This window comes from Xanthomonas arboricola (genome assembly GCF_003353015.1).
In the GTDB taxonomy this organism is placed as follows: domain Bacteria; phylum Pseudomonadota; class Gammaproteobacteria; order Xanthomonadales; family Xanthomonadaceae; genus Xanthomonas; species Xanthomonas arboricola_E.
The window spans coordinates 417,196-433,275 of record NZ_QREM01000001.1 but is presented as its reverse complement, the minus strand read 5'-3'; the positions used below and the strand labels follow the sequence as shown (position 1 = coordinate 433,275).

Annotated in this window: 10 protein-coding genes; 5 read left to right on the top strand and 5 right to left on the bottom strand. The window is 67.6% G+C overall.

Annotation, left to right across the window (positions count from 1 at the left end; all coding sequences use genetic code 11):
• Positions 1-15: 15 nt before the first annotated feature.
• Both C0541_RS01970 and C0541_RS01965 read left to right on the top strand, forming a co-directional pair.
• Positions 16-2,895 carry a M16 family metallopeptidase gene (locus C0541_RS01970; protein ID WP_115045448.1) on the top strand — a complete coding sequence of 960 codons (2,880 nt, stop codon included), beginning with the start codon at positions 16-18 and terminating at the stop codon, positions 2,893-2,895.
• A gap of 404 nt (positions 2,896-3,299) precedes the next feature.
• Positions 3,300-4,229, top strand: a complete 930-nt coding sequence (locus tag C0541_RS01965; RefSeq protein ID WP_161959834.1) for a GAF domain-containing protein — start codon at positions 3,300-3,302, stop codon at positions 4,227-4,229.
• A gap of 514 nt (positions 4,230-4,743) precedes the next feature.
• On the opposite strand, the gene C0541_RS01955 is transcribed toward C0541_RS01965, so the two are convergent.
• The gene (locus C0541_RS01955; protein ID WP_161959833.1) at positions 4,744-5,754 is read right to left on the bottom strand and encodes a hypothetical protein; all 1,011 of its coding nucleotides are present in this window, start codon (positions 5,752-5,754) and stop codon (positions 4,744-4,746) included.
• A 279-nt stretch (positions 5,755-6,033) separates the two neighbouring features.
• Positions 6,034-6,786 (bottom strand): DNA-formamidopyrimidine glycosylase family protein, encoded by a 753-nt coding sequence (locus C0541_RS01950; protein ID WP_115045445.1) that lies wholly within the window; start codon positions 6,784-6,786, stop codon positions 6,034-6,036.
• Between the two features lie 107 nt (positions 6,787-6,893).
• On the opposite strand from C0541_RS01950, the gene C0541_RS01945 reads away from it, so the two are divergent.
• On the top strand, positions 6,894-7,676 hold the full coding sequence (locus C0541_RS01945) for a DUF72 domain-containing protein (protein WP_115045444.1): 783 nt from the start codon (positions 6,894-6,896) through the stop codon (positions 7,674-7,676).
• Positions 7,677-8,146: 470 nt separating this feature from the next.
• Complete coding sequence (treA, locus tag C0541_RS01940) at positions 8,147-9,820, top strand: alpha,alpha-trehalase TreA (RefSeq protein WP_115045443.1); 1,674 nt, start codon at positions 8,147-8,149, stop codon at positions 9,818-9,820.
• Between the two features lie 146 nt (positions 9,821-9,966).
• On the opposite strand, the gene C0541_RS01935 is transcribed toward treA, so the two are convergent.
• A complete protein-coding gene (locus tag C0541_RS01935; protein WP_193725839.1) occupies positions 9,967-10,896 on the bottom strand; it encodes an arabinan endo-1,5-alpha-L-arabinosidase in 930 nt (309 codons plus the stop codon).
• Between the two features lie 565 nt (positions 10,897-11,461).
• Here C0541_RS01935 and C0541_RS01930 point away from each other — a divergent pair.
• Positions 11,462-12,157, top strand: a complete 696-nt coding sequence (locus C0541_RS01930) for an AIM24 family protein (RefSeq protein WP_115045663.1) — start codon at positions 11,462-11,464, stop codon at positions 12,155-12,157.
• A 910-nt stretch (positions 12,158-13,067) separates the two neighbouring features.
• Here the strand turns inward: C0541_RS01930 and C0541_RS01925 are convergent.
• Together C0541_RS01925 and cycA are read right to left on the bottom strand one after the other, a co-directional pair.
• Positions 13,068-13,979, bottom strand: a complete 912-nt coding sequence (locus C0541_RS01925; RefSeq protein WP_115045442.1) for a CorA family divalent cation transporter — start codon at positions 13,977-13,979, stop codon at positions 13,068-13,070.
• 185 nt (positions 13,980-14,164) lie between these two features.
• The gene (cycA, locus tag C0541_RS01920) at positions 14,165-15,541 is read right to left on the bottom strand and encodes a D-serine/D-alanine/glycine transporter (RefSeq protein ID WP_115045441.1); all 1,377 of its coding nucleotides are present in this window, start codon (positions 15,539-15,541) and stop codon (positions 14,165-14,167) included.
• Between the last annotated feature and the right edge of the window lie 539 nt (positions 15,542-16,080).

Sequence of the window (16,080 nt, the reverse complement as noted above, 5' to 3'; positions counted from 1 at the left end):
CTTCTGGAGTGTCACATGCTGCGTCCGCTGTCCCTGTTGATCGCCGGTGTGCTCGGCGTCGCTGCCGGTCCCGTTGCCCCCGCCGTCGCGGCCGCGCCGGCCAGCCTGTCCAAGCCCGCGGGCAGCAATGCCATTCCCGAGATCGGCTACACCCGCTTCACCCTGCCCAACGGCCTGACCGTGGTGGTGCACGAAGACCACAAGGCGCCGGTGGTGGCGGTGAGCATCTGGTACCACATCGGGTCCGGCGACGAGCCGGCCGGCAAGACCGGCTTTGCGCACCTGTTCGAGCACCTGATGTTCTCCGGCTCGGAAAACAACAAGGGCAGCTTCTTCGCGCCGCTGGAGCAGGTCGGCACCACCGACATGAACGGCACCACCTGGTTCGACCGCACCAACTACTTCGAGACCGTGCCGACCACTGCGCTGGACACCGCGCTGTGGCTGGAATCGGACCGCATGGGCCACCTGCTCGGCGCGATCGGCCAGCAAGAACTCGACACCCAGCGCGGCGTGGTGCAGAACGAGAAGCGCCAGCGCGAGAACCGTCCCTACGGCCGCGTGGACCAGAACATCCTGTCCAACCTGTTCCCGGCCAACCATCCGTACCAGCACGACACCATCGGCTCGATGGAAGACCTGGACGCGGCCTCGCTGGCCGACGTCAAACAGTGGTTCAACGACAACTACGGCGCCGCCAACACCACCCTGGTGCTGGCCGGCGACATCACCGTGGCGCAGGCGCGTGCCAAGGCCGCGCAGTACTTCGGCGATATCCCGTCCGGCAAGCCGGTGGCGCGCCAGCAGCCCTGGGTGACCCCGCTGGCCGCGCAGAAGCGCGGCGTGCAGCACGACCACGTGTCGCAGCCGCGCATCTACCGCACCTGGGCCGCGCCGCAGCTGGGCACCGACGACGTGGTGCAGCTGGACCTGGCCACCACCGTGCTGGGCGGCGGCAAGACCTCGCGGCTGTATCAGCGCCTGGTCTACCAGGACAAGCTGGTCGATGACGTGTCGGCGGCGATCCAGCCGTTCGCGCTGTCCAGCCAGGTGCAGATCCAGGCCGACGTGAAGGACGGCGTGGACCCGGCCAGGGTCGAGGCGATCATCGACGAGGAACTCAGGAAGTTCATCGCCCAGGGCCCGACCGCCGACGAACTGCAGCGCGCGCAGGTGGCCTACCGCGCCGGCTTCGTGCGCGGGCTGGAAAAGGTCGGCGGCTTCGGTGGCAAGGCGGTGATCCTGGCCGAGGGCCAGGTCTATCGCGGCGACCCGGGCGCCTACCAGCAGGACCTGCAGCGCGGCCAGGCCGCCACCGTGGACAGCGTCAGGCACGCCGCCGCCACCTGGTTCGGCAAGGGCGACTACCTGCTCACCGTGCTGCCGGCCGGCAAGGACTTCGACCCGGCGGCCGAGGACAAGGCGGTGGTCGCACGCGCCGCCGAACCCGGCAAGCCCGCACCCAAGCTGCCGGCCGCCGGCAAGTACACCGTCGCCGCCTCCAAGGTGGACCGCAGCGAGGGCGTGCCCAAGACCACCCAGTTCCCCGACCTGAGCTTCCCCAAACTGCAGCGCGGCAAGTTGAAGAACGGCATCGAGGTGATCCTGGCCGAGCGCCACACCATCCCGGTCACCCAGGTCGAGCTGCTGTTCGACGCCGGTTACGCCGCCGACCAGGGCAAGAAGCTCGGCACCGCCAGCTTCAGCGCCGCACTGATGAACGAGAGCACCGCCTCGCTGGATTCGGTGGAGGTGGCCCAGCGCAAGCAGCGCCTGGGGGCGATCACCGGCGTCGGCTGCGATCTGGATAGCTGCAGCGCCTCGCTCAATGCCCTCAACGACCAGTTGCAGCCGTCGCTGCACTTGTTCTCCGACATCGTGCGCAACCCGGCGTTCAACGCGTCGGACATCGAACGCATCCGTGGTCAGTGGCTGGCCGGCATCGCGCAGGAAAAGACCAAGCCCACCAGCCTGGGTCTGCGTGCGCTGCCGCCGCTGCTGTACGGCGACAAGCATCCGTACGGCATCCCGCTCACCGGCAGCGGCACCGAGGCGGCGATCAAGAGCCTCGATGCCAAGGACCTGCAGGCCTTCCACAGCCAGTGGCTGCGCCCGGACAACCTGCGCATCCTGGTCGCCGGCGACACCACCCTGTCGCAGATCATCCCGCAGCTGGATGCGGCCTTCGGCGACTGGAAGGCCCCGGCCAGCCCGCTGCCGAAGAAGAACCTGGTCGATGTGGCCGCCCAGCCCAAGCCGCGCGTGTACCTGATCAACCGGCCGGATGCGCCGCAGTCGGTGATCCTGGCGGGCCTGCTCGCACCGTCGACCAAAACGCAGGACAACCTGGCCATCGGCGTGGCCGACGATGCCTTCGGCGGCACCTTCACCTCGCGGTTGAACATGAACCTGCGCGAGAACAAGCGCTGGGCCTACGGCGCCGGCACCCGCATGCTGGATGCGCAGGGCCAGCGGCCGTACATGTTCTCCGCGCCGGTACAGACCGACAAGACCGCCGAGTCGGCCAACGAGATCCTCAAGGAGGCCCGCGCCGTCGTCGGCGACAAGCCACTGACCGGCGAGGAGATCGAAAAGATCAAGAACCAGAGCATCCGCGCCCTGCCCGGCAGCTACGAAACCACCACCGCCGTGCTCGGTGCGATCGAAGGCATCGTGCAGTTCGACCGCCCTGACGACTACGTGCAGACGCTCAAGCCGCGCCTGGAAGCGATCGACCAGCCGGCCGCGCAGAAGGCCATCGCACAGATCATCAAGCCCGACGCAATGACCTGGGTGATCGTGGGCGACCTGAAGAAGATCGAGGCCCCGGTGCGGGCGCTCAAGCTCGGCGAGGTGCAGGTGCTGGACGTGGACGGCAAGCCGGTCAAGCGCTGACTGCAGCAAGGCCCCGCCTGCCGCGTCGCGCAGGCGGGGTGTGCAGGCCACCGGCACCGCGCGATGCCGGCGTTGTGACCGGCCCTGCCGATGCCTTCCGGTGCGGGCGCAGCCTGCCGGCGGGAATCGGACGGCACCTGGCACGGCGTCGGCCTGGTCCACCGGCAGTGACTGCCACCCGGTCGCCGCAGCCGCGCCGTGCAACGCGCCAGCCCCAGGACTGCGGGCGAACGGCTGCGGGCCATCGACCGCGCCGGCCGCAAACAGCAGCCGGCCTGAGCCGCGCTGCGCCTCGCCGCCGGGCACGAACGGTTTCAGCGGCGGGGAAATCCTTGTCGACGCTACGTTATCGGCCGGCCCGGTTAAGCTTGGGCACTCTCCCTTGCAGGTGCTTGGCTGATCCGATGAAAGAGATGCCGAAGGCTGACGAAGCCTCCCGCCAACAGGTCCTGGACGGCTATCGCATCGTCGACAGCCTGCCCGAGGACACCTACCAGGACATCGTGCAGGTGGCGGCCTCGCTGTGCGACACGCCGATCGCGCTGATGTCGCTGGTCGATCGCGACCGCCAGTGGTTCAAGGCCCAGCTCGGCCTGGGCATGCAGCAGACCGACCGCAGCCAGGCGGTGTGCGATCACGCCATCCGCAGCCCCGAGCAATTGATGGAAGTGCCCGACCTCACCCGTGACAGCCGCTTTGCCGATGTTTCGGTCGTCACCGGCGACACCGGTGCGCGCTTCTATGCCGGCATGCCGCTGGTGACCTCCGACGGCGTGGCACTGGGCACCGTGTGCGTGCTCGACACCGAGCCGCGCACGCTCACCGACATGCAACGTACCGGGCTGCAGGCACTGGCGCGGGTCACCATGCGCCTGCTGGACGAGCGCAAGCGCGAGTTGCAGCTCGAACGCGAGGCGATCCTGCAGCCGGTGGCGCCGGTTGCCATCCAGGCCGCCGCCGATACCGGTTATCACCTGGTGATCCTGGAAGTGCAGGAACTGGCCGCGCTGGCCGAAAAACAAAGCGAGCGGCTGCTGGGCCGCGCGTTGCAACAGCTCGACCAGGCCTTGGCCGCGCAGGCGCAGGCCAACGGCGACAGCGTGGACCGCGTGACCGACAGCGCCGAATTCATCGCCGTGCTGCGCGGCCCCGATGCCGAACAGAAACTGCAGGGCCTGCGCGCCATCGCCCACCAGCAGCATGCGCACGGCCTGACGGTGCTGATCGGCCAGGCACAGGCAACCCGCGGCGACGAGCCGATCGGCCAGGTGTTCCTGCGTGCGGAGGCTGCGCTGAGTGCGGAAAAGGACCGTTACCGCCAGAGCCTGGCGTGACGCTTCCGGTCAGCACCTGACGTTGCGCCCGGATCGGGACCGGGATGCCTTGGGACTGCGTCGGGGGCAGCGTTGCTGGTGATTCGACTCACCGCGACCAACAACGCCTGGTGCCTGGGTGCGTGGCGGAAGGACGGTTTTGCCTCTCCTGCCGGGAGAGGCCCAAGTCCTGAACGATCTCAGTTTAGGGACGTTCAAACGACATGGAAGCTTGAGACTCGCTCGCCTTGAAAGGTGTGCGGACGTATCGGTCGTGGCGCGGCGGATCTGCGTGCGGTGGAGCGGTCGATCTGCTGCCTGGCTGCAGGGCCCTTGCCCGCCCACCATCGCGGGACACGCTGCAAGCGGGTGGCGGCATGGATGCCGCCGCCGAGCCTCCGGGGACGGATTCACGGCGTGTCCCGCAAGCGGTGAGGGCGCTGCGTCCTCGACGCACCGAGCTGTTGATTCACGCATCCGATCGCGACCGGACAATCCCACCGCTCCAGGTCTCGCCTGCTTTATGGGTTTCGGCTCACCCGATCGCACACTGCTTCAACTGGCGATCGGCGTACCACAGCGCGCGACGGGCCAGGTCGTAGGCGCTGTCGGCCTGGCGCGGCAGCATCTGCGCGGCCATTACCGGGTCGGCGCCGTTGTTCAAGGCGTGTTCGGCGCGTTCCAGGTCGCCCAGATGCGTACGCACCGGCGACAACAGGGATTTGCGCTTGGACGCATCGCAGCGCGCGCTGCGTTGTTCCAGCGCTGCCAGCGCCTCGCGGATACGGCGGCTGGCTTCGCCCTTGAGGTCCGGCGGCGTCTCGTGCGCGATCGGCGCGGCCTTGTAGGCATCGCCGGTCGCTTCGCTGCCCATCTCGGCCTGGTTGCCGGCCAACGCAGGGTTGAAGCGCACGTCCGGCGGTGGCCGCGCCTTGGCCACCTGCGTCTGCGGCCCGTTGAGCATGTTGTTGAACTTCTTCATGCCGCGATTCATTTCCTGCATCGCCACATCGCCCAGCGTGCCGTCGCTCTTCCAGTCCTTGGCAAAGCGCGTGTCCTGGTACTGCACCGGATTGACCCGTTCCATCACGTTGCGCGCCTTGGCCTGCGCGCGTTCGTCGGCCATGCCCGGCGGCGCTGCGGCACCGGCTGGCGCCATCGGGTCCACTTGCGCCGTCTGCGGCATGCGCAAGCGGCCCTCGCGGGTGTAGAGCTGGGCGGCCATCGATTCACTGGCCGGTGCATTGGCGGCCGCCACCTGCCGCTGCGGCGGCGGGGTGCGTGTCGGTGGCGGCGCGGTGCGGGCGGCCGACGCCGCGGCCGGTGCAGCGCGCGGTGCGGGGTCGCGTTGTGGCGGCGTCGCCGGTGCCGGCAGCGTCAACTGCGGACGCGGCACGAAATACACCTGCAGGCTGTCGTCGTGTCGCACGCTGTCGCGCGGCGGCGGCATGTACAGCAGCAGACAGGCAAGAAAGAACAGGATCGCGCCCGTGCATGCGACAGCGGCGACATGCGGGACAAGCGTTTCCTTCCTGCGGGTAATCACAATGCGGGAGACCGATGAGATGGGAGATGCGCGCGCCGCACCGTGAACCCGATGCAGGATGCGCAAATCTAGCGGGCGCAGCGCCAGCGCGCGTTTGAAATTCGTTGTTTGGCCGGCAGACGCCAGCCGCCATTCACATTGGCGAGCGCGGCGGGCGACGCACCGGCCTGACAGCGGCCTCTGCCATTGCCCCGGCGAGGCACGCCCTGCCTGCCGTGGCAGCAGGCGCGGCCCATCCCCGCTCGATGCCGGCTCGCCTGCATATGGGCCGCATCAGGCTCAACCGTCCTCCGAGCGGTACAGCCGCTGGCAGACCTCGCAGAAGAACGCCCGCCGCCCGGCCTTGCCCAGGTGCTTGCGATACTGCAGCGGCGCGCCATCGCGCGGGCAGCTGGTTTTGGTATGCACCTGGTAATGCTTCTTCAGCATGAAGGCCTTTTTCCAGGCGTAGAAATCGAAACTGTACGCGCGCGCCTGGTTAACCAATTCGCCAAGCTTGCGCGCCGGCAATGCATCCACCGGGCTTTCCGGATGCACACGGATGCGATGCAGCACTTCGTTCTTGATGATGTTGCCGACGCCGGCAAAGATGTCCTGGTCCAGCAATGCATCGGCGGCGAGCATGCCGGGTGCGGCGCGCAACTTGCGCCGTGCCTGCGCGCCATCCCAGTGCGGGTTCATGACATCGGCCGTCCAGTCGTAGACCTCGTCCAGCGGGCGCTCGATGAACTGCACCGAGCAGGCGTAGAAATTCAACCGCTGGCCCCTGGAAAACTCCAGACGCAAACGCGGCACCGCATTGGGCTTGTCTTCGTCGATGCGATAACTGCCGAACAACAGGAAGTGGATGCGCACGCTGAACTGCGCGCACTCGATCAAAAAGTGCTTGCCCCAGCTGCGTAACGCCAGCACCTTCTGCTGCTCCAGCCGCGCGATGTCCTGCTTGCTGTTGCCGGACACGCGCAGGATCTTGCGGCCGACCAACGCCGCGGTCTGTTCGCGCAGGATGACAAGGGAAGGACCTTCCGGCATGCGCCCAGTATCGAAGTCGTCGGTGAGTCGGCCGTGAGTGCAGTGCACACGCGCTACAGACACGCGCGCATGCATAGAGTGCTGCCCACCGGTCCTGCGCACCCCCTATGCAAGCTCGTTCGTCCATCGCCCTGCCGCGCGTGCGCTGTGGCTGCGCGGGCTGGTCGATTCCGGCCGCCGACCGCGCCGCGTTCGGCGATGGCGCCAGCGTCCTGCAGCGCTATGCCACACGTTTTGATGCGGTGGAAATCAACTCCGCGTTCCATCGCCCGCACCGTGCCGGTACCTATGCACGCTGGGCCGACAGCGTGCCGGAGGATTTCCGCTTTTCGGTCAAGCTGCCGCGCAGCATCAGCCACGATGCACGCCTGCAGGGCACCGGCCCATTGCTGGATGCCTTCCTCGCCCAGGCCGGCGCGCTGGGCACGCGACTGGGCTGCCTGCTGCTGCAACTGCCGCCCAGCGCCGTCTTCGATGCGGCGGTGGCGGCCAGGTTTTTCGCCATGCTGCGGCGGCGCTGGGACGGCGGCGTGGTCTGCGAACCGCGCCATGCCAGCTGGTTCCTGCCGCAGGCACAGGCGCTGCTGGCACGCCACCGCATCGCACGCTGCGCCGCCGACCCGGCACCGGTGCCGGCTGCGGCCACACCGGGGACGACCGCCGGCCCGCACTACTGGCGCTGGCACGGCGCACCGCGCATCTACTACAGCAGCTACGACGACAGTGCGCTGCAGGCATTGGCCGACGCGGTGCGCAGCCCGTCGCACGACACGGCGCATCCGCAGGCAGAACGCTGGGTGATCTTCGACAACACCGCCGCCGGGCTGGCGGTGCCCAACGCGCTGCAGTTGCAGCGTTTGCTGCAGACCGATCGCCGGCGCCCAGGCTGACCCAAGCACACCCAGGTGCGCCTGGACTCCACGAAGACGGCAAGCCGCCTGGCATGACCCGGCCTGCCGTTGGTGCATCCCGGTGCGTCCGCGCCGCCGCGATTCGCCGGGCGCGGCAGGCGGGCCTGCCGCCGCCATTGCCCACACCCACCGGCTGCCGTGCACGGGCAACGCCGCCCCCGCCCGTCGCTCACTCCGCTGCGCGCCCGCCGCACGCTGTGGCGCGCATCTTGCAGCAATGCCGGCAATCCGGCGCAGCCTGGACGCGGCTCAAGCTGCCTCGATCCGGGCCGATAGGCCTGGATCGGCAACGCAACCGGCGCGATCGCCTGCAGCACCGCGCCGGATCACCTTGCTGAATCCTGTCGTCTCCGTGCGAAGTCCGTCGGCCTGCCGACCCCCTCGTCCGGTCCCACCCGCCACTTCGGTCGTTTACCATGCCGCACGTCACTGCCCGTTCTGGAGATGCCATGAGTTCTGCCGCGCCCCCGTGCTGCACGTCGCTGCTTGGCCTGTCGCTGAGCATGTTCGTGGCGCCCTGCACGCTGACCGCCGCGCCCATGGACACTCCGGTCGTCAACGCCCCGGCGGCCACCCCGCCCACGCCCGACCTGGCCTACCCGGAACTGTTCCAGGCGGTGCAGCGTGGCGAGCTGTTCGACGACCAGAAGCACTTCGTCGACTTCCTGCCGCTGCGCGACCCGGCGCTGATCAACGCCGACTATCTGGCGCAGCACGACCACCCCGGTTTCGATCTGCGCAAGTTCGTGGATGCCAATTTCGAAGAGTCGCCGCCGGTGCAGACCGACGCGATCCGCCAGGACACCGCGCTGCGCGAACACATCGACGAACTGTGGCCCAAGCTGGTGCGCAGCCAGACCCACGTGCCGCCGTACAGCAGCCTGCTGGCGCTGCCATATCCGTACGTGGTGCCGGGCGGGCGTTTCCGCGAGGTGTACTACTGGGATTCCTACTTCACCATGCTCGGCCTGGTGAAGAGCGGGCAGACCACGCTCAGCCGCCAGATGCTGGACAACTTCGCCTACCTGATCGACACCTACGGGCATATCCCCAACGGCAATCGCAGCTACTACCTGAGCCGCTCGCAGCCGCCGTTCTTCTCCTACATGGTGGAACTGCAGGCCGGCGTGGAAGGCGAAGCGGTCTACCAGCGCTACCTGCCGCAGCTGCAGAAGGAATACGCCTACTGGATGCAGGGCAGCGACGGCCTGCAGCCCGGCCAGGCCGCGCGCCATGTGGTGCGCCTGGCCGACGGCAGCCTGCTCAACCGCTACTGGGACGAGCGCGACACCCCGCGCCCGGAAGCCTGGCTGCACGACACCCGCACCGCCGCCGAGGCCGGTGACCGCCCGGCCGCCGAGGTCTACCGCGACCTGCGTGCCGGTGCCGAAAGCGGCTGGGACTACACCAGCCGCTGGCTGGCCGACGGGCAGAACCTGCGCACCATCCGTACCACCGCGATCGTGCCGATCGATCTGAACAGCCTGCTGTACCACCTGGAGCGCACCCTGGCCCAGGCCTGTGCGCAGCCCGGCGCCGAATGCACGCAGGATTACGCGGCGCTGGCACTGCAACGCAAGCAGGCCATCGATGCGCACCTGTGGAGCGCGGCCGGCTACTACGCCGACTACGACTGGCAGGCGCGCACGCTCAGCGACCAGGTCACCGCTGCGGCGCTGTATCCGCTATTCACCGGCCTGGCGACCGACGCACATGCCAAACGCACCGCCAGCACCGTGCGTGCGCGCCTGCTGCGCCCCGGCGGCCTGGCCACTACCGCAGTGAAGACCGGCCAGCAGTGGGACGAGCCCAATGGCTGGGCGCCGCTGCAATGGGTGGCGGTGGACGGCCTGCGCCGTTATGGCGAAGACGCGCTGGCGCGCACCATCGGCGAGCGCTTCCTCACCCAGGTGCAGGCGCTGTTCGCGCGCGAGCACAAGCTGGTCGAAAAATACGGGCTGGAAGCCGATGCGGCCGGCGGTGGCGGTGGCGAATACGCACTGCAGGACGGCTTTGGCTGGACCAACGGCGTCACCTTGATGCTGCTGACCCTGTATCCGGACACGGCGACCAAGCCGGCGCCTGTCAAACGCGTGCGCAAGCCCGAAGCGGCGACGCGCTGAGGGTGCACCAGCGCTGCCGGGTACTGCCCGTCAGCGCTGGTGGCATCGCATGTCGATCAGTCGGCAGCGCCGGCCGATCACTCCGACACGCATCGCCTGATCGTTGCCTCATTGCAAGGCGCCGCAGCGTGCTCCATTGATCGCCGCTACTGCACCACCGGCCATGCATTGCTGTCGTACCTCAGCCGATTGATGCCCAGGCGCGCATCGCCGCGGTCGTCGTAATAGTGGTAGACCAGGATGTCGCCGTCGCCATCGCGGAACACCGATTGCCCACCCGGCCCATGCATGCTGCCCAAGCCGGACTGGATCACCGTGCCGCCACCGTTGCGCATGTCCACACCGGCGCGATCCAGATACGGCCCGGTCACCGAGCGCGCACGCCCCACCGCGATCTTGTAGGTGCTGCTGGCGCCCTTGCAGCAGGCATCGAATGACACGAACAGGTAGTACCAGCCATTGGCCTGCTGGATGAAAGGCGCCTCCACCGCGCCCGGGGACGGCCGGCTTGCCAGGCTGTAGCGCGCCGTATTGCTGGACAACTGCTTGCCGGTGCCGGGATCGAGCTGGATCAGCTTGATGCCCGACCAGAACGAGCCAAACGCCAGCCACCACTTGCCATTGCCATCCACCACCAGATTGCCGTCGATGGCGTTGTAGTCGTCGCTGCTCTTGGAGGTATAGACGATGCCTTGATCCTTCCACGAGCCAGGCTTGCCGGTGCTGCTGCTGGCAAGCGCAATCGCCGAGGTATTGGTGGCGAATCTGGAGGCGGTGTAATACATCAGATACTTGCCGCCATGGAAGGACACATCCGGCGCCCACAGCTGGTTGTCCGGGTTGTAGCTGCGCACCCAGCCCGGCATGCTGCTGAAGATCGCGCCCGCATTGCTGAACTTGGTCCGGTCGGTGCTGGTGACCACGCCGGTGGTGGCATAGATGTAGTAACGCCCATCGCTCAGCTTGAGCATCGACGGATCGTGCACGATGGTGTCGCCGCTCACCACGCCCGGCCCCACGGCCGCGTGCGCGGGTGCGCTGTGCAGGCAAAGCGCAATGGCGACCACGGCCAGCATCAAGACGATCGCACCACCATGCAGCAAGTTTCCAGCCCAGTCCCGTTCCCCTCGATTGCCACGCACAACGCGCATCGCCCCACTCCTTGAACAACGTAAAGACGTTCTCTGTAGTAGCAATCTAGCGCGGCAGCAACGTCACGAATCCGACGCCGATCCCAGAAGCATTGCGCAGGCCGAGCGGTTGTTTTATTTGCGACGTGCCTTCGTACCGAACTGTGTAACGCACTTGCGATTTCATACGCCGGTACCTGGCACACACCCGGCCACTGCATCGATGGCGTAGCGGAGTTATCCCTTCATCGTCTTGCATTGCGTCGAGCACAACCTGTCTCCATGACGCTGCAAACCTGCAGCGCCACTCCACCACGACGCACGGATCCCGGTGGGCGGTCGCCGCGTTGTGGCTGTCATCGCGCGCGCCGATGCGCTGACCGAGCACCATGTGCGCTGCAACATCAGCACGCCATCTGTGCAGACGCATGGCGACTCGCACATCAGTGCACGTCGGAGACACTGGCCCGCCGCGTATCATGCGCACTCTTTCACCCTCCAGGACGGACCCATGGCCGTACGCACGCTCAACGAGTTTCTCGCCGATTCCAAGGAAAAGGACGTCAGCCCCGATCCGTTCGAACTGGAAAACCCGCATCTGCTGGAAGTGCGCCTCGACGGCATGGTGTGGTCCAAGGCCGGCGCCATGGTCGCGCGTACCGGCAACGTCAAGTTCACCCGCGAGGGACTGCTGGAACAGGGCCTGGGCAACCTGCTGAAAAAGGCCGTCAGCGGCGAAGGCATGCAGCTGATGAAGGCCGAAGGCCAGGGCCGGGTGTACCTGGCCGACCTCGGCAAGCTGGTGACCTTGCTGCGTTTGAATGGCGAGGCGATCTTCGTCAACGGCAACGATGTGCTGGCCTTCGAATCCGGTGTCGACCACAAGATCACGATGATGCGCAAGGTGGCCGGCATGCTGTCCGGCGGCCTGTTCAACGTGCGCCTGAGCGGCCATGGCATCGTGGCGATCACCTCGCACTACGAGCCGCTGACCCTGCCGGTCACCGCCGCCAGCGGCCCGGTGTTCACCGACCCCAATGCCACCGTGGCCTGGTCGGGCACGCTGAGCCCGGAGCTGGTCACCGACGTGTCGATCGGCACGCTGTTCGGCCGCGGCTCCGGCGAAAGCCTGCAGATGCGCTTTGCCGGCGAAGGCTGGGTGGTGGTGCAGCCGTACGAGGAAGCCAGCTTCCAGGCCAAGGGCTGATCCAGCCCGCCCGGCGGCAATCGACAAGGCGCATCACCTGCTCGCACGCCACGCAGCCAGGCAGTTCCGGTAGGAGCGCCCTTGGGCGCGAGGGCGTTACCGGTAACGCCACGTCGCGCCCGGGTGCGCTCCTACGGGGTTGCCGGCAATCGGCCGCGCGCTGCGCGGCTCGATCGTAGGAGCGCACCTGGGCGCGAGGGACTTACCGGTAACGCCATGTCGCGCCCGGGTGCGCTCCTACGGGTTGCCGGCAATCGGCCGCGCGCTGCGCGGCTCGATCGTAGGAGCGCACCTGGGCGCGAGGGACTTACCGGTAACGCCACATCGCGCCCGGGTGCGCTCCTACNGCAATCGGCCGCGCGCTGCGCGGCTCGATCGTAGGAGCGCACCTGGGCGCGAGGGACTTACCGGTAACGCCACATCGCGCCCGGGTGCGCTCCTACGGGGTTGCCGGCAGTCTGCCGTGTGCTGCGCGGCTCGATCGTAGGAGCGCACCTGGGCGCGAGGGACTTACCGCTAACGCCACGTCGCGCCCGGGTGCGCTCCTACGGGTTTCCGGCAATCGGCCGCGCGCTGCGCGGCTCGATCGTAGGAGCGCACCTGGGCGCGAGGGACTTACCGGTAACGCCACATCGCGCCCGGGTGCGCTCCTACNGCAATCGGCCGCGCGCTGCGCGGCTCGATCGTAGGAGCGCACCTGGGCGCGAGGGACTTACCGGTAACGCCACATCGCGCCCGGGTGCGCTCCTACGGGTTGCCGGCAAGCTGCCACGCGCTGCGCGGCTCGATCGTAGGAGCGCACCTGGGCGCGAGGGACTTACCGCTAACGCCACGTCGCGCCCGGGTGCGCTCCTACGGGTTGCCGGCAGTCTGCCGCGTGCTGCGCTCCTGCGGGTATGGCTCCGGTGCGTTATACCCAGCCGCGTTTGCGGAACCAGGCCAGCGGAACCACCATGCTCAGTACGATCACGCCCAGCGCCCAGTAATACGCATCGTGCCACTTGAGCTCGGGCATGTAGGCGAAATTCATGCCCCAGATGCCGACCAGCACCGTCGGCGGAATGCCGACCACCGACGCCACCGCCATCACCTTCATCACGTTGTTCTGGTCCATGTTGATCATGCCCAGCACGCTGTCGAGCAGGAACTCGATGCGGTCGTCCATGTGCTGCTGGAACTCGCTCAAGGTGGTCAGGTCCTTGTGCAGCAAGCCGATGCGTTTGGCCGCATCGGCGCCGAACCATTCCGGCGCGGCGCCATCCAGATAGGTGACCAGGCGCAGCAATCCCTGCCCGGCATTGTGCAGCCCGCCCAGACGCCGCCCCATGCCACCGACCTGATGCAGCATGCGCTCCAGGTCCCTGGTCTTGTGCGGGTTGTCGAACACCTGGCGGGTGGTGTCGGTGACCTCGGCCTCCAGCGATTCCAGCCGGTCTGCCAGCCGCCCCACCAACTGGTCGAAGATGCGCAGCAGCAGATCGTCGGCGCTATGGCAGGGCTCATGTTGCAGATGCGCCGCCACCGCATCCAGCGAGCCCATGTGCTGCTCGCGCAGGGTCACCAGCATGGTCGGCGACAACGCAAAGCCCAGCGGCGCGGTCGGGCCATCGTCGTCCTGAAAGCGTGGCACGTTGAGAAACAGCACCTCGTCCTGGCGCCGCACCCGGCTGGAAAATTCGATTTCGCCGATGGCCGCGCGATCGGGCAGCGTAAACCCCACCGTGCCTGCGGCCTGCGCCAGTTCCTGCGCGCTGGCCTGGCACAGGTCGACCCAGCACCCTTGCGTGTGCGGCGTTGTGGCGATCGGGTGCGTGGTGATCATGCGGTGGGCCGTGGCGATGGATGGCGGCGAGCATCCCGTTCCGTCCGATCCGCGTCAACGTCGTACGCACAACGCGCTTAGCTGCCAGTGGCCTTTATCGCGGCGCCGTGCAGCCATGCACGCCAAGGCCCCGCACTGCGGGGCCTTGAGGATGTCCTCGTGGATGTGTTCGGCCGTGCGTGCGCTCAGCCGCTGCGCGCCTGCTGCCGCTTCACCGCATAGCCGATTGCCAGGATCAGGAACCACACCGGGCTGGCCAGCAGCGCCTGGCGCGTATCGGCCTGCAAGGTCAGCAGCACGATGACGAAGGCGAAGAACGCCAGGCACACGTAGCACATCGCCACGCCCCCGGGCATCTTGAACGCCGAGGTCGCGTGCTGCTCGGGACGCTTGCGCCGGTAGGCGATGTAGGCGCACAGGATCAGCGACCACACGAACATGAAGAGCACCGCCGACAAGGTGGTGACCAGCGTGAACGCGGTGACCAGGTTGGGGATCAGGTACACCAGCATCGCACCCAGCAGCAGGCACAGGCAGGAGAACAGCAGGCCACGCGCCGGCACCGCCGCGCGCGAGAGCTTGGCAAAGCCCCTGGGCGCGTGCTGCTCCTCGGCCAGGCCGTAGAGCATGCGGCTGGTGGAGAAGATGCCGCTGTTGGCCGAGGAGGTGGCCGAGGTCAGCACCACGAAGTTGATCAGGCTCGCGGCCGCCGGCACGCCGGCCAGCACGAACAGCTCCACGAACGGGCTCTTGTCGGCCACCACCTGCCGCCACGGCGTCACCGCCATGATCGCGACCAGCGCCAGCACGTAGAAGATCAAGATGCGCACCGGGATCGAGTTGATCGCCTTGGGCAGGTTGCGGCGCGGGTCTGCGGTTTCCGCAGCGGTGGTGCCGACCAGCTCGATGCCGACGAAGGCGAACACCGCGATCTGGAACCCGGCAAAGAAGCCGCCAATGCCCATCGGGAACATGCCGCCGTCGTTCCACAGGTTCGACAGCGAGGCCACGTTGCCCGACGGCGAACGGAAACCCCAGGCCACCAGCCCGGCGCCGGTGATGATCAGCGCGCAGATGGCGATGATCTTGATCAGCGCGAACCAGAACTCCATCTCGCCGAACAACCTGACCGTCACCAGGTTCAGGCTCAGCAGCAACAGCACGCAGAGAATGGCGGGGATCCACGGCGCCAGGCCCGGAAACCAGAACTGCGCATAGGCGGCAATCGCGATGACATCGGCGATGGCGGTGATGATCCAGCAGAACCAGTAGGTCCACCCGCAGAAGAACCCGGCCCACGGCCCGAGCAGGTCGGTGGAGAAGTCGATGAACGACTTGTACTCCAGGTTGGACAGCAGCAGCTCGCCCATCGCACGCATCACGAAGAACAGCATCGCGCCGATGATCAGGTAGACGAACAGGATCGACGGGCCGGCCAGGCTGATGGTCTTGCCCGAGCCCATGAACAGCCCGGTGCCGATCGCGCCACCGATGGCGATCAGTTGCAGGTGGCGGTTGGAGAGACTGCGTTGCAGATGATCGGGCGCGGACGGATCTGACATGGGGCACGGCACCGGCAAGTGAACAAGCCGTCAAAAATACGAGATCGCGGCAGCGCGCACCAGCGCTTTGCACAGCGGCGCCGGGTAGGCCGCAGTGCGCACGAGCGCAGGGAGCCGGCGCGCCCCACCGTGGTGCGCCGCTCATCCGCAGGCCTGCCGCTGCTTCCGTCGAGGAATCGCAATGCCCGGCGATGCGCGCACTGCACTGCCGCAGCAGCCACCGCACCTGCCCCGCCTGGACGTGCAACGCTGTGTACCTGCGTCTGCGGCGCACCTGCATGCACTGCAAGGACACCCGCACCGCCTCGCGCGCGTCTGCACCATGCCTGCCGTGGCGTCCGTCGGCAGCGCGCCGCGCGGCCTCCGGTCGCGGGCGATGCATCGGCACATGCCTCCGACAACGGCAGTGCCGCATCTCGTACAAACCGCGATCCCCATTCCAGTGCGGCTGCCTGGCCGTCGCAGCTCCCACCCTCCTGCCCGCTTCCTTGACCCGGCGCACGGACCGCGCATGACGATCGCTGGTCTCCTGCGTGGGC

Coding starts and splice junctions, on each gene's coding strand:
- C0541_RS01970 (WP_115045448.1), top strand. CDS start 16: ATGCTGCGTCCGCTGTCCCTGTTGATCGCCGGTGTGCTCGGCGTCGCT.
- C0541_RS01965 (WP_161959834.1), top strand. CDS start 3,300: ATGAAAGAGATGCCGAAGGCTGACGAAGCCTCCCGCCAACAGGTCCTG.
- C0541_RS01950 (WP_115045445.1), bottom strand. CDS start 6,786: ATGCCGGAAGGTCCTTCCCTTGTCATCCTGCGCGAACAGACCGCGGCG.
- C0541_RS01945 (WP_115045444.1), top strand. CDS start 6,894: ATGCAAGCTCGTTCGTCCATCGCCCTGCCGCGCGTGCGCTGTGGCTGC.
- treA (WP_115045443.1), top strand. CDS start 8,147: ATGAGTTCTGCCGCGCCCCCGTGCTGCACGTCGCTGCTTGGCCTGTCG.
- C0541_RS01935 (WP_193725839.1), bottom strand. CDS start 10,896: ATGCTGGCCGTGGTCGCCATTGCGCTTTGCCTGCACAGCGCACCCGCG.
- C0541_RS01930 (WP_115045663.1), top strand. CDS start 11,462: ATGGCCGTACGCACGCTCAACGAGTTTCTCGCCGATTCCAAGGAAAAG.
- C0541_RS01925 (WP_115045442.1), bottom strand. CDS start 13,979: ATGATCACCACGCACCCGATCGCCACAACGCCGCACACGCAAGGGTGC.
- cycA (WP_115045441.1), bottom strand. CDS start 15,541: ATGTCAGATCCGTCCGCGCCCGATCATCTGCAACGCAGTCTCTCCAAC.